Raw genomic sequence first — 15038 nt, 5'->3', positions numbered from 1 at the left:
AAAACATTCCCCAAAGTGGTTTGGAACTATTATATTTGTTGATGCCGATTTTTCCTACGCAGTACTCTTTGTTAGCCGCATATGCTATTGGGCAGCACATCGAGCAGTTTTATGACCTGAAACAACTGACTTGCCGTTTGCTGATCCACAATGTTAGCGACACCTACCTCATTGAAGGGGTAACTGAGAAATATATCTTCAAAATTTATCGCGATGCACATCGCAGTCTTACTGAGATTCAGGCAGAGGCTGAGCTATTAATCCGCCTCGCCGATGCGGGTGCACAGGTTTCGTATCCGATAGCCGATATTCACGGTGGCTACATCCAATATTTTAATGCCGCAGAAGGCATGCGCCATGGTCTGCTTTTTAGTTATGCCAGGGGAGAAGTTGTTATGCCCCTTAATAATCAACACCTGAAACTTCTGGGCAGAGCCGTTGCGGAAGTCCATAACCTCACGGCAGGCATGGAACTATCCGGTAACAGTCGTGTTTTTGATGTTGAACATATCTTGCTTAAGCCTTTGGCACGCATTAAACCAGCATTTGTAGGACTAGAATCTGAATACCGCTATCTTGAAGCGCAAGTTAATAGCGTAGCTGCAAAAATGGTTGCGTTGGATACCAAAGGTTGGGGATATGGCTATTGTCATTATGATCTTCTTCCCAAAAATTTCCATTTCGAGGGTGTCGAAAGGATTACGCTATTTGATTTTGATTTCGCTGGTAAAGGCTTTTTTGTGAATGATCTTGCATCATTCTACGTGCACTATTTTATGGATGTTTATCTGAAACGGGCTACGCAGGAGCAAGCAGACATCGATTTTGCGGTATTTGTTGAAAGTTATCGTAATCTGCGAACCGTTAGTGACGCAGAATTACAGGCAATTCCCTATTTTGGTTTTGCCTTCTGGATATTCTATCTTGGTTTTCAGTATGACAACTTTGAAGATTGGTCCAATAGCTTTTTTGGACCCAGATTTTTAAAAGATCGCGTGGGTCTTATCCGGCAGTGGGTAGATTGGTATGTCCGCTAGTGAACAATTTTGTCCGTATCTGAACATACTCATTTCAAAAAACACCATTTTTGAGCCCTAATACTGCGTTCTTGAGCTGGCATGTAGATTGGCTAAAGGAGTTAAACTACATAAGTATATGTTTCAGCATCATTTATTACTCGCATACAGGAATTTCAAACGCTATAAAAGTTCATTCTTTATTAATTTGATCGGTTTATCAGCAGGTTTGTGCTGTACTATAATCATTTATCTTTGGGTAAACGACGAGCTGCAGATGGACAGATTTCATCAATACGATAGTCGCCTGTACCAGATCATGGAAAATGAGAAACTCGCTGATGGTATAGTAACAGCTGAATCGACATCGGGATTACTCGCTACAACTCTGGCTTCAGAAATGCCTGAGGTTGAGTATGGCCTTACGGCATCGCCTACATATTGGCTTGCACAGTCGAAAGCTTCCGTTAAAGATGGTACCGGTATCGGCGCAGCAGGAAAATTTGCTTCTGCGGATTTTTTCAAGGTGTTTTCCTATCCTTTGCTTTCTGGAAATACAAATGAGGTACTTAAAGGCCGCAACGGTATAGTAATCTCCGAGTCCCTTGCAAAAAAACTTTTTCACAGTACTGAAGTGTTAGGCAAAGAGATGGTTTGGCGTAATCCTGAATTACAAAATATAAACCATTGTCTGGTTACGGGGGTATTTAAGGATATTCCCGCAAATTCATCTGATCACTTTGATTTTTTGGTTACACCTGAATATATTCTTGGACCAAATGCCAATTATGCTAAATGGGGTAACAGAGGACCAAGCGCCTATATTGTTTTAAAGGAAGGTACGGATCCTAAAGTCTTTGAATCTAAGATAAAAGATTTTCTTAAAAACAAGGGCGAACAATACCGGACATTATTTATGCGCCCATTTCATGACGGTTACCTATATGGTAAATATGAAAATGGAAAACAGACAGGAGGCAGAATTGACTACGTGGCGCTCTTTTCATTGATCGCAGTCTTCATATTATTGATCGCCTGCATCAATTTCATGAACCTTTCTACTGCAAAAGCCTCCAGACGGATGAAAGAGGTTGGTATCAAGAAAGTAATGGGTGTGCGAAGAGGATCGTTAATTGTTCAGTATCTCAGCGAGTCGACGGTATTGGCAATATTGGCCTTATTTGTAGCCATGCTTTTTGCCGAATTATTTCTTCCGGCATTTAACAGGCTGACTGATAAAGATCTGGCAGTCCATTTTGACTGGCGATTGATACTCGGTTTAAGCACAATCACTTTATTTACCGGATTGGTTGCCGGGAGTTACCCTGCATTTTACATCTCTGGTTTTAATCCCGCCGCTGCCCTAAAAGGCAAAATCAGCAACTCAATCACCGAGGTATGGACAAGAAAAGGGCTGGTAGTGTTCCAGTTTACGCTTTCTATTGTGCTGATCGTTTCTGTCTTTGTAATTTACAAACAGATAGAATTTGTACAGACCAAAAACCTTGGCTTTAAGCGGGATCACGTAATCAATATTGATGTTCAGGGAAAAATAAACGGCAATTCTGCACCATTTATTGATGAGCTTAAAAAGATCCCGGGGGTCGTTCATGTATCGGGCATGGACCGAAGTTTTCTGGGCGAATTTGGATCTACCGTAGGGGCGTTCAATTGGGAGGGCAGAGATCCTAAGGAAGTTATCAAGTTCCAGCACGCTGGTATCAACGATGACCTGGTAGAAACTTTAGGTATGCAAATGGTTGCCGGAAGGAGCTTTTCAGCCCGTTTTGGTGCTGACAGCACTAAAATCATGATCAATGAAAGTGGGATCAGGGCTATGCGTTTGAAAAATCCCGTTGGAAAGATATTTAATCTTTGGGGTCAGGATTATCAAATCGTGGGCATCGTAAAAGATTTTAACTTCGAGTCAATACAACAGAGCGTAAAACCATTGTTTTTTTATTACGCCCCTAAAAAGTCGACAAGAATCCTGGTGCGTATTGCTGCAGGGGAAGAAAAAGCAACTATCGGATTGATCAGAAATTTCTACACGCAGTATAATCCGGGATTTTCGTTCGAATACCGTTTCCTTGACCAGGATTTTCAGGCACAGTATACTGCTGAAAATCGCGTAGCTGTACTCTCTAAATATTTTGCAGGGTTGGCAATTGTTATTTCCTGTCTCGGCCTGTTTGGCCTGGCTGCCTTTACTGCAGAGCGCAAGCAAAAGGAAATTGGCATCAGAAAGGTATTGGGCGCTACAGAAATGAATATTATCTATGTACTTTCTAAAGAGTTTATTATGCCAGTAGTACTGTCTGTAGTGATTGCATTGCCGCTCAGTTACCTGATGGCAAGATATTGGTTAGACGGGTACGCGTACAGAATTTCTCTTCAAGCCTGGTATTTCGCCGCTGCAGCATTGTTATCATTATGTATTTCATGGCTCACGGTAGGATTGCAAGCTTTTCAGGCAGCAAGGGTCAACCCGATAGTATCACTGAAATCCGAGTAAATCAAAATCCTATAAAAGATGCCCGTTAACGAACCAGACGTTCGATATCGGGCATTTTCATTTTCATGCAATTTCATATATAACTGAAGTTCAGTGATATAATCGTGGCATTTTGCTTGTAAAAGCCTGTCTAAAAATATTTAGATGGACAGGACAATTGTCGAAGAGGTCAGCGCCAGGCGCAAAAGAAAATATAGTGTGGTTATTACGCTCTTGATAGCAGGGCTTATCCTGGGCATCCTGATATTCCGATATTATTTAACACCGTCGATCAACAAATCGGCTTACACAACGGCTACTGCAGAAATTGGGGAAATCTCCAATACAATTAATGCTACCGGTGAGGTGCTTCCAGAATTTGAAGAAGTGCTGAGCAGTCCGATTAGCGGTGCAATTACTACGGTATTGTTAAACGCTGGCACCAAAATAAAACCTGGTCAGTCTATCCTTACGCTGGATAAATCTGCAGCGGAGACCGATCACCATAAACTTGTCTACCAGATAGAATCTAAGGAAAATGAAATCAGGAAGCTAAAGCTGGACCTGCAGAAAAGCTTTTACGATATCAACTCCAGCAACAGTATCAAACAACTCCGCATCAGCAGTCTGGTTGATGCGGTATCCAATGCAAAACGTCTTTTCAAGGCAGGTGGTGGTACACGTGAAGGAATCGAGCAGGCAGAGCTTAACCTGAAAGTTGCTGAATTGGAGAAAAAGCAACTCGAAAACGAGATCAAGAGTAAACAGCAAACCATGCTGATTGAAATCAGAGAAGCCGAGATTGCACTGGCAATACAACGTAACGATGAGGCAGCGGCAAAGCGCAAGCTTAACCTGGCAAACATTATCGCCACGCATGATGGCGTGATCACCTGGGTGAATAAGAATATTGGCGCCAGCGTTCATGAAGGGGAGGTACTGGCACGTATCGCCGATCTTTCTGGCTTTAAAGTTGCCGGAAGCATCACTGATAATATGCAGGATCAGGTACATCAGAATATGCCGGTCTTAATACGTTTTAATGAAGTGTTATTAAAAGGGCACATCGTCAATATTTCTCCCGCAATAAGCAATAGCATCGTATCCTTTGATATTCGGCTTGACGAATCTAATGCGCAGCTGCGACCAAATCAAAAAGTAGATGTATTCCTGATAACCGCTACGCGAACAAAGGTGGTCAGAGTGGCAAACGGATCTGCATTTAAAGGGGCTACATCCGATCAGATATTCGTGATTGAAGGCAACAAGGCCGTAAGGCGAACAGTAAAAACCGGCATGCGGAATTTTGATTACGTGGAGATTTTGTCGGGCATCAAATCGGGAGATAAAGTCATTACTTCAGACATGTCTGCCTACAGCAATGCGACAACAATAGACCTTACTAACTAAGCAGATGATGAAAGGTATATATATCCTGTTTGTGATGACGCTAATTATCACCAATGGTTTCTGTGCAGTACCCGCCGACACAATTCGTTTGGCCTTACCACAACTGGTTGAATTGGCAAAAACCAATTCCATAGCTTCCAAACAGGCGGCTACAGTGCGCGAAACGAAATACTGGGAGTGGAAGACCTTTAAGTCCAATTACGCGCCTCAGCTGGGTTTGAGTGGAATCCTTCCCGGTTACAGCAAAAGCTATTCGCAGGTGCTTCAACCAAATGGCACCATTTTATTTCAGCCGATCCATAATGACAACTCCTCACTGAACCTGGATTTCACACAAAGCATTACTGCAACCGGGGGAACAATTTACGGTACCACACAGCTCCAAAGGTTTACAGATTTTGACAGGAATACAACTTTATATAATGGTGTGCCTTACGGAATTGGCTATAAGCAGCCACTGCTTCAGTTCAATAGTTTAAAGTGGGACAAGAAGATCGAACCGCTTAAGTTTAACGAGAGTAAACAGGCGTTTATCGAGGCTCAGGAGCAGATCGCAATTAACGTCACCAATTACTTTTTTGACCTATTGCTGGCACAGGTTAACCTGCAGATTGCAGAGACCAATCTGCGTAATACAGAACAGATCCTGAAAATTGCGGACACGAAGTTTGAGTTGGGGAAGATCTCAAAAAACGAGATCCTGCAACTACAGCTTGAACAGCTAACAGCACAGAAATCTGTAGGTACTGCAAAACGGGATGTCGAGATCTCCACGCTCAACCTACGCAGTTATGCCGGTATTGAAGGGGAGAACAGAATTGTTCTGGATATGCCGGGCACGGTCAACGACCTTGCCATCTCTACAGATCAGGTTTTAAAAGAGGCCCTGGAAAACCGGTCGGATGCAATTGCTTTTGCGAGAAGACTTGCTGAAGCCCGCAGGGCGGTGGCCAAGGCAAAGGGAGAGAATGGACTCAACGCAACGCTGACAGCCAACCTGGGCTTCTCAAATGCTGCTGGCAATATTCCGGATATCTACCGATCACCAAAAAACCAACAGAGTGTACAACTCCAACTTTCCATTCCTGTACTGGACTGGGGCAGGAGCAAATCGCGTACTAAGACAGCACAGGCAAACGAACAGTTCACGATTTACGCGGTAGAGCAAGACAAACAGACCTTTAAGCAGGAAATCGTTACGCAGGTGACTTTATATGCCATGATGAAGGAACAGATGGTGCTGACTGCCGCAGCTGATAAAATAGCCTCTGAAAAGTACCAGATTGCCCGGGAAAGGTATGTGTTGGGCGATCTGAGTATAACAGATCTCAGCATTGCATTTCAAGATAACGATAGAGCTAAAAGAGATTATGTTTCATCATTAAAAGACTTCTGGGGAGCATATTACCAGCTGAGGTACTTATCACTCTACGATTTTGAAAAGAAAGAAAAGATAAACTATAAATAAATTAATCACTAACTATACATTATGATACATTTAAAAAACATTGAAAAGGTGTACAGAACGTCGACCGTAGAGACGTTGGCTATTAACGGAATCAGCCTGGACATTGCCAAAGGAGAATTTCTCTCCATCATGGGGCCGTCAGGTTGTGGCAAGAGTACTTTGTTAAATATCATCGGACTTCTGGATGAGCCTTCAAAAGGTAGTATCCGAATCGGAGATCAGGATATCACCGGATTTAAAGATCAGCGTCTTGCAAAATTCAGAAATGAGAAACTGGGATTCATATTTCAGAGTTATCACCTAATCAATGATTTACAGGTTTTGGATAATGTGGAACTTCCATTGCTTTACAGAAATGTTTCAGACAAGGAACGTCGTCAGCTTGCTGCAGAGGCGTTAGAAAAAGTCGGCTTAAGCAACCGCATGAAACACTTTCCTACACAATTATCCGGCGGACAACGGCAGCGGGTAGCCATCGCCAGGGCTATCGTTGGCCGTCCGGAAATTATCCTTGCCGATGAACCTACAGGAAACCTGGATAGCGCTATGGGAAATGAAATCATGGATATTCTGATTAACCTGAATAAGAATGATGGAACAACGATCGTGATGGTTACGCACGACGAGCATATGGCAGGAAAAACCCATCGTCTGGTGCGGTTATTTGATGGATCTCAAGTTCAATAGGCTATGTTAAAGAATTATTTCAAAATCGCTATAGCGGTACTTAAACGCAGAAAGTTCTTCACGTTTATCAGTTTATTCGGCATTAGTTTTACACTTACCATATTGATGGTAGCTTCCGCATTTCTGGATAAGATGATCAATACCAACTATCCGGATTACAAAAGGGACAGGTCGCTGTACATCACTACGGTTACCCTAAAAAGCAGCAAGGAAGGCTGGATGAACAGGAGTGGGCTCTCTTTCCATCTGATCAACAGGTATATATCCACCTTAAAAATCCCTGAAAAAATAGCCTTTTTTAGCTCAGGTCAGATCATCAATTCCTTTGTACACAATCAAAAGATCAGCATTGAGTTTAAGTTTACGGATGCTAACTTCTGGGATGTGCTGGATTATAGGTTTCTGGAAGGCAAACCATACACTGCCGCCCAGATCAATGCTGCTGAGCATGTGGCTGTGATTTCTGAAAAGCTTAAGGCAGCATATTTTGGAGCGGATACTGAGGCTGTTGGAAAATATATTGAAGCCGACAACATAAAGTACCGTGTATCGGGCGTATTTAAGAACGTATCCAGCTTATCACATCATTTTTCAGGTGATATGTATCTCCCTTATACCGTAGCAAAGTCTGACTACAAAAAAGTAGAATTGATGGGTCCTTTCCGTGTTATTTTACTGGCTAAATCTGCCAGCGATGTGCCTAAAATGCGGGCTGAATATGATCAGATGGTGCGGAAAGTGCCAACTGGCCATAAGGAATTTGACGTGCATACCGTACCAGCAGATTCGGGATTAGAAAATTACACCCGTGAATTCAGTGGTGGTGAACAATCTGCTGTAGGTAAACTGATTATAATTCTCTCTATTCTTGTGCTCGTGTTTTTGCTGCTGCCGACCATCAATCTGATTAACATCAATATCACGAGGATTATGGAGCGTTCTTCAGAAATTGGCGTACGTAAGGCCTTTGGTGCATCGTCAAAAACCTTAGTTGTACAGTTCCTGGTAGAGAATATCATCCTGACCGGGATTGGCGGCATCCTCGGAGTGATTTTTTCCCTTTTAGTCCTGTATGGTCTGAACCATTCCGAATTTATGTCGGGCGTAGACCTATCCTTCAATTTTGTTGTCCTGTCCTGCAGTATTATTGCCTGTCTGTTCTTCGGACTCCTCTCAGGGGTTTATCCGGCATACAAGATGTCGAAAATGAATATTGTAAAGGCCTTAAAAGCATAACCGGATTAATCATTTAAAAATAAAAAATATGTTTAAGCATTTATTTAAGTTGATCTGGAACAAAAAAAGCCAGAACTTTTTACTCCTTATAGAGATTCTCGTCTCTTTTATGGTTGTCTTTTTACTCTCATCGTCTGTTGTTTATTATATGATCAATTATCAGAAGCCTATGGGGATGGACTATAAGCCTGTATGGATGATCCAGTATAACAATGAGCTACCAACTAAAAATACGGATTCTATCGTCATGTTCTACGATGCTGTAAAGCAACATATCGCTTCCTTCCCAGAGGTAGCGGAAGTAAGTTTCTCGGGAAATAACATTCCGTTTTCCAGCAGTTTTTCCTCAACAGATATTTCAAATAAGGGCGTTAAGTACGAGCGTATCAGCAATTTTAGGGTAGAAGATGATTTTATCAAAGTGTGGAGCATGAACCTGAAAGAAGGCAGATGGTTTAATGCAGGAGACCGGATCTATAAAGACAGGCCAATTGTCATTAATGAGAGTCTGAAAAAGAAAATGTTTGGTGATGCACCAGCTACCGGTCAATTGATTAGCAACAAGGAGGAAGAATCCAAATGGCGGGTTATAGGTGTGGTAGAAGATGTCAAAGACGAAAGTGATTTCAGCCCTGTTATGGATGGAATGTACCTCAGAATAGACACTGGTACTTTTAAGTGGTTAAGCACCATAACACTCAAGGTTAACAGCAATGCAGATGCAGCTTTTGAAAGCAGACTTTCGAAATATCTAAGTAATACATTTAAAAATTCTAGCATAGAAATTGCACACCTGGAGGACATGCGCAAAGAGAAAAACCGGTCTAAGGCTATGCCGGTAGTCATCTTTATGATTGTTGCCGGTTTCCTAATCATCAATGTGGCGCTCGGGATATTTGGCGTGCTCTGGTACAATATCAATAAGCGAAAAAGTGAAATCGGACTGAGACGAGCTATTGGTGCCACGGGCAATACTGTTTCCATTCAACTTGTATCAGAATCACTGCTGCTGGCCACATTATCATTAATTCTTGGCGTTTTCTTTGCGGTCCAATTCCCGTTACTACATGTATTCGATATGCCCTCAAATGTATATTTCATTGCAATAGGTATCGCAATTATCTTTATTTACCTCCTGGTGTTTATATGTTCACTATATCCGGGTAAACAAGCCGCAGGGATACATCCGGCTATCGCATTGCATGAAGAATAACTATCTTTACCCTATGATATTAATTGTTGACGATGACCTTGCTGTACGTACCTCACTGCAACTTTTGCTGGAGCAAAATGGGTATCAGGTATGTACAGCAGGTAATCAAACAGATGCGCTGGATTTACTTGGCAGCAAGAAACCGGACCTCATTCTGCTTGACCTCAATTTTTCTATCGGCACTACCGGCGAGGAAGGGATGTTACTGTTAAGCGAAATAAAAGCGCTACAGCCACTTATTCCCGTTATCCTGATTACCGGCTGGGCGAGCATTGCCTTGGCGGTAGCCGGCATGAAATTGGGTGCCAGTGATTTTATCAATAAGCCCTGGAGTAACGAACACGTTTTGCAGACCGTGCATACATTGCTTAACCTTCAGGTAAAGCCTACAGAAAACAGAACGCGCAAGCAACTGGATAAATTATACCATTTTGAAAAGATCATCGGTGAGGATCCGGCGGTGCTTGCTATCCTGGAAACGATCGGCCGGGTGGCAACAACAGATGCCGCTGTGCTCATTACGGGTGAAAGCGGTACTGGAAAGGAACTGATTGCGGAGGCCATCCACGAAAACAGCATGCGCGCTAAGCGGCCTTTTATCAAGGTTAATCTTGGTGGCATCTCGTCATCGTTGTTTGAAAGCGAAATGTTCGGACACGTGCGGGGGGCATTTACGGATGCGCGTTTTGACCGTACCGGCCGCTTTGAGCTAGCCAATAAAGGCACAATTTTTCTGGACGAGATTGGCGATTTAGAAGCAGGGAGCCAAGTAAAGCTTTTGCGTGTATTGCAAGACAGAACTTACGAGGTGCTGGGCAGCAGCAGAACAAAAACAGTAGACACCAGAGTGGTTTGCGCCACAAACAAAAACCTGAACGACATGGTTGCCAATGGTTTGTTCAGGGAAGATCTGCTCTATAGAATCAACCTGATCCACATTCACCTCAGCCCGTTGCGGGCAAGAAAAGGAGATATCCCGCTACTTGTAAATGCGTTCCTCAGCAACTTAAAGGAAATCTACGGAAGACCTAGGTTAACAATCAGTGCATCAGCAATGAAATGGCTCCAGGAACTACAACTTCCCGGAAATATCAGACAACTCAAAAATCTGGTTGAACGTGCCATACTCGTTAGCGCTGGAAATGAACTGGGGATTGACGATTTTAAGGCACAGCTGGCGCAAACGCCAACTAAGCATAAAAACATAACTGTACCTGGCGTGGGCACCATGACACTTGAAGAAGTAGAAAGGGAGATGGTTAGACAGGCGATGAATTTCCATAAAAATCACATCACGAAAGCAGCTACCTCATTGGGCATAACCAGAAATGCACTTTACCGCCGCCTGGAGAAACATCAAATTCCTTACAATGAAGCTGAAGACTAAATATATCCTGCTCATCGGCATCCTGCATCTGACCTGCCTGGTGCTTAGTTTTTTTATATTTGAACAGAACAGAATCTTGTTTATAGGCTCTGAAGTCTTCATTTTAATCTCACTTGTGATCAGCGTTGGGTTATACCGGCAACTGCTCGAGCCACTCAAATACCTTAAAGAGGGGATTCATGCCATACAGGATCGCGATTTCAGCGTTAAATTTATCCCTACCGGCAGAAGTGAAATGGATGAGTTGATCGGGGTTTACAATAAGATGATTGATGAACTCAGAACAGAACGGACCAAGCAGGAAGAGCAGCATTTCTTTTTGGAAAAATTGATCCAGACCTCACCAACAGGGATTATCATTATGGATTACGACCAGAAGATCCAAAGCATCAATCCCACTGCTACCTCGATCCTCAACATGGATCAGGAGTCGGTGCTTTCTGTTGTATCAGAACTCAAAACAGGCAGCTCCAGAATGCTGAAGATCGGTGGCTTAAGCATTTTTAAAATTCATAAATCTAACTTTATAGATCGTGGCTTTGCCAGGATCTTCGTAATGCTTGAAGAAGTGACCGAGGAAATATTCGAAGCAGAAAAAAAAGCATACGGTAAGGTGATCCGGATGATGGCGCATGAGGTAAATAATACCATTGGGCCTGTCAATTCTATTCTCGGCCTTGCATTAACCACTGAGCAACTCTGGGAAACAAACAAGCATAACCTTTTGAAGGATGCCTTTGAAATTGCCACAGCGCGTAATCAAAACCTGAATCTTTTTATGCGCAATTTTGCGGATTTGGTGAAGCTCGAACCTGCAAATCGCCAGCAAATAGATCTGAACAAATTAGTGCAATCTGTAGCCGAATTCATGACAATGCCGGCGAATGAAAGGGCAATTCTATTTTCACTATCGTTACCAGATAAACCTTACCTCATTTCTGCCGATGCACAACAACTTGAGCAAGCAATGATCAACATCGTAAAGAATGCGCTGGAAGCAATAGGGCATGATGGGGTGGTACATTTCATCCTTGATCCTGTAAAGCATCGTTTATGTATTAGTGATAACGGAGCGGGCTTGACAGAAGAACTGAATGCGCAGCTATTCAATCCATTTTTTACTACTAAGAAGGATGGACAGGGGATAGGCCTGACACTGGTCCGGGAAATTCTTCTGAATCATGGATTTGATTTTTCTCTGACCACAACAGGCGATGGACTAACCACCTTCGAGATCCGGCTTTAATAGCTAAAGTTCTATCTTCAGCTTAATCCTGACACCATATTTAGGGGCATTAGGATGATCCAGGTAATTAAATCTGCGTACACCATCGAGTCTTAGGATTTTGAAGATGTTTCCAATCCCAACACTACCTTCCATATACGGCAGTTTATCGAAAGTATACGTAGTTGGCACACCTGCTGAATTCTTGTTAAATTGCATCAACTGCGGGTCGTTAGCCGGATTGTTCTCTGCTCTAACACCTCCATAAATAGCCTTAAATGAAACATATTCACGGAGTTTCAAGCTCTTTAGTAAAGGAATCTTGTTTAAAAAGAAACCACTAAAAGTATGATCTGCATAAACAGCTGCATAATGATCACTCACAAACTCCAAAAAGTTCATCATGTTGAAAGCATAGATCTGGTAAGCATAGGTTTGGTTTGCTTTATGAATTGCCAGTAAAGGATATGGCACTTTACCACCGCCAACATATCCCGCTTCAAACTTAACATCGGCAATACCCAACTGACTGAGGTAAAAACGCTTGTCGACACTCGCCATTATGTTTTGATAATTATACTGGCCACCAAGTAATCCTTTAATACCCACAGCATACCTTAGGTTATAAATAGGATATTTATTGTTTACTATAACACGCGATCTTTTGCCTTGATAAAATTTCTCATTAGGAGCATACCGCATTGAAACATTAAACTCGCTCGTCGTGATCTGATCAATTATATTAGTCTGGTTATTTACGATATTATAATAAGATAATGCTCCAGCCGGGCTTTGCGACCATTTCCTGAAGCCCAGGTCAAAACCAAAGTGGTTCTGGAACTCCTGAACATACTGAATTCTGTAAAAATCGTTATAGAGGTATCTGTTGTTTTCGCCACGTTTAAAGGAAGAGATGAAATCATCTTCTGAATTAGATCGCAGTTCCTGTCCGGGAATATAGAGGTCCCTCTGGAAACTGGCCCTGATAAAACTCTGTGGAAACGTATAGATAGACTTGTTATTAAAGGCGTAAGCCCCACTCATGTATCCTTTCCATTTCTGATCCTTAAATCCATAGGCCGCATAGCCATCAAAATAATACCGCGTGCTAAAATCCGTTGTTGTGCGACCGCCCAGTCTAAGTTTTAGTCCCTCGATAGGGCTGAAGCTGTAAAATGTATAGGTAGGACCCACTTCAAACTTTCCAAAATTGATATAGCCGGCAAATATCACTCCCGCTACCGTCATAGCAGTCTTAAAAGACTTGCTCTTACCTAAGGAATCAATATTTTTGTAAATAGCCAGCGTTGATGCAGGCACAGTATCAGGTCGGTTTTGAGCCCAATACTGCTCATTATTACTGCCTTTTTGTAGCTGCGTAACCTGATTTTCTCCTTTGTAGATACTGTCTGGTTCTGCTTTATTCAATTGATAATCGGATATAATCAAAGTTCGTTGTCCTGTTAAACCTCTTCCTTTATTTTTTGTAAGCCCGAAATCAACTACCAGGTCACTCTTACCCAAATGGTATTTTAACGTACTGTCCTGAATAAAGCTTTGCTTAAGCTCCGCAGCACGAACAAAATTGAGATTTGCAGACCTGCTGGTTTTTAAGAATACCGACTGGACTGCATAATGTTTATCGTTAGTCACGTACATCCGTCCTTCAAAAACAAGATCCTGTGGATTTCGTGGAATAAAGGAAAGTTCAATTAGCTCCGGACTTTGGGTTTTGATAGTATCCGTGATAAAATACTTGTAAAATGTAGGTGCACTATTTGCAATCGGACTTAGAAACTGTGTTGTTGCGATCAGAATATTATTGTCATAGATATTGATATCCGCATACATCCGTTCCAGATAAACAGAGATCCCGTCATTATCAATCACATTCGGGTCATAGTTAACATGCTTATCAGCATAGATAATCTTTTTATTTTTTTCTGGACTTTTTCGATAGTAGTTGTTGGACAGCTTCTCCTGCAGATAAACTGGAAGCTGATTTTTTCCACCGATTTTATCTGAGTCCTGCTGACTGAACAAAAACTGATAGTTTTTGAAGAGTTTCTTTTTCATAAACTCATCCGACAGATTACTGTAGGAGAGTTGAAGTCGTTCATACTGTTTAAAGGCTACCTGGTTAAAATTTTCAATTCTATTTTCCGGACGGTGGGCAATCACATTACGTATCAGTTCTACAGCAGGATTTTCCTTATTACGGTAGGGGCCAGCCTTTGCTGCCACGATTTTTACTTCAGTTAGTTTTTCGGCTATTTCTTCAAGTATCACATTCATGGTTTGGGTTTGCCCGGACTGTATCACAGTAGTATGAGTTCTGTACCCCACGTATTTATATACGAGCGCAGACTGTGCTTTGTCCGACGAAATGCTATACCTGCCAGAAGCATCTGTTTTTGTTGAAACCGTAGTCCCTTGAAAGGTAACAGTAACATAAGGAAGTGGTTCCCGGAGACGGCCGTCGCGTACAACCCCCGATACAACTGTTGATTGTGCGTATAATTGGACCGTTAAGAAAAATAAAATTCCAGTTCCGATCCAAAAGGATCTGTTAAATAAATGCATCAAAGAAATTAAGGTGTTACTGTAACGATTAACAAGCCAATCCTGTTTTTAGTGATGAAACATAATTCTAAGGATTTAGTTTGTAATTACATATATATTGATTTTGCAAGGATACTGCAAATATTCTTTTGTTCAATTCATTTTTTTCAGATCTAACGACTTTTAACATATTTTAAGAGTTCAGATTTATCCCAACATAAAAAATACCCGTAACGAGATTGTTAACTTCCCAAAACAGCTAAGTCCTTGTTAACAAAGGGTAAAATTCTGAGACTAAAAGCATCAATTTTCGGCCAGGATGCTATTTAGGAGCAATAAA

At 42.0% G+C, this 15038-nt stretch carries 10 protein-coding genes; 9 read left to right on the top strand and 1 reads right to left on the bottom strand.

The genetic code is table 11. The features are described from left to right. Positions 1-41: 41 nt before the first annotated feature. The 9 genes from CLV32_RS15955 to CLV32_RS15915 all read left to right on the top strand — a co-directional run bounded on the left by CLV32_RS15955 (position 42) and on the right by CLV32_RS15915 (position 12157). Positions 42-1037: a phosphotransferase gene (locus tag CLV32_RS15955; RefSeq protein ID WP_133557331.1), complete on the top strand. Its 996-nt coding sequence runs from the start codon at positions 42-44 to the stop codon at positions 1035-1037. Between the two features lie 118 nt (positions 1038-1155). After that, positions 1156-3531 (top strand): ABC transporter permease, encoded by a 2376-nt coding sequence (locus CLV32_RS15950; RefSeq protein ID WP_133557329.1) that lies wholly within the window; start codon positions 1156-1158, stop codon positions 3529-3531. Between the two features lie 144 nt (positions 3532-3675). Continuing rightward, the gene (locus tag CLV32_RS15945) at positions 3676-4920 is read left to right on the top strand and encodes an efflux RND transporter periplasmic adaptor subunit (RefSeq protein WP_133557327.1); all 1245 of its coding nucleotides are present in this window, start codon (positions 3676-3678) and stop codon (positions 4918-4920) included. Between the two features lie 4 nt (positions 4921-4924). After that, on the top strand, positions 4925-6388 hold the full coding sequence (locus CLV32_RS15940; RefSeq protein ID WP_208111029.1) for a TolC family protein: 1464 nt from the start codon (positions 4925-4927) through the stop codon (positions 6386-6388). Between the two features lie 21 nt (positions 6389-6409). Then, positions 6410-7075 (top strand): ABC transporter ATP-binding protein, encoded by a 666-nt coding sequence (locus tag CLV32_RS15935; RefSeq protein WP_133557325.1) that lies wholly within the window; start codon positions 6410-6412, stop codon positions 7073-7075. A gap of 3 nt (positions 7076-7078) precedes the next feature. Continuing rightward, complete coding sequence (locus CLV32_RS15930; RefSeq protein WP_133557323.1) at positions 7079-8311, top strand: ABC transporter permease; 1233 nt, start codon at positions 7079-7081, stop codon at positions 8309-8311. 28 nt (positions 8312-8339) lie between these two features. After that, positions 8340-9524, top strand: a complete 1185-nt coding sequence (locus CLV32_RS15925; protein WP_133557321.1) for an ABC transporter permease — start codon at positions 8340-8342, stop codon at positions 9522-9524. A 13-nt stretch (positions 9525-9537) separates the two neighbouring features. After that, on the top strand, positions 9538-10911 hold the full coding sequence (locus CLV32_RS15920) for a sigma-54-dependent transcriptional regulator (RefSeq protein WP_133557319.1): 1374 nt from the start codon (positions 9538-9540) through the stop codon (positions 10909-10911). Continuing rightward, a complete protein-coding gene (locus CLV32_RS15915; RefSeq protein WP_133557317.1) occupies positions 10895-12157 on the top strand; it encodes a sensor histidine kinase in 1263 nt (420 codons plus the stop codon). Before CLV32_RS15920 ends, CLV32_RS15915 begins: the two co-directional genes overlap by 17 nt. A 3-nt stretch (positions 12158-12160) precedes the next feature. Here CLV32_RS15915 and CLV32_RS15910 read toward each other — a convergent pair whose 3' ends face one another. Next, positions 12161-14719: a DUF5686 and carboxypeptidase-like regulatory domain-containing protein gene (locus CLV32_RS15910; RefSeq protein WP_133557315.1), complete on the bottom strand. Its 2559-nt coding sequence runs from the start codon at positions 14717-14719 to the stop codon at positions 12161-12163. Between the last annotated feature and the right edge of the window lie 319 nt (positions 14720-15038).

Origin of the sequence: Pedobacter duraquae (genome assembly GCF_004362245.1) — a bacterium.
Taxonomy (GTDB): Bacteria; Bacteroidota; Bacteroidia; order Sphingobacteriales; family Sphingobacteriaceae; genus Pedobacter; species Pedobacter duraquae.
The sequence above is the reverse complement of the archived record's forward strand: the minus strand, read 5'-3'. Positions and strand labels throughout refer to the sequence as shown.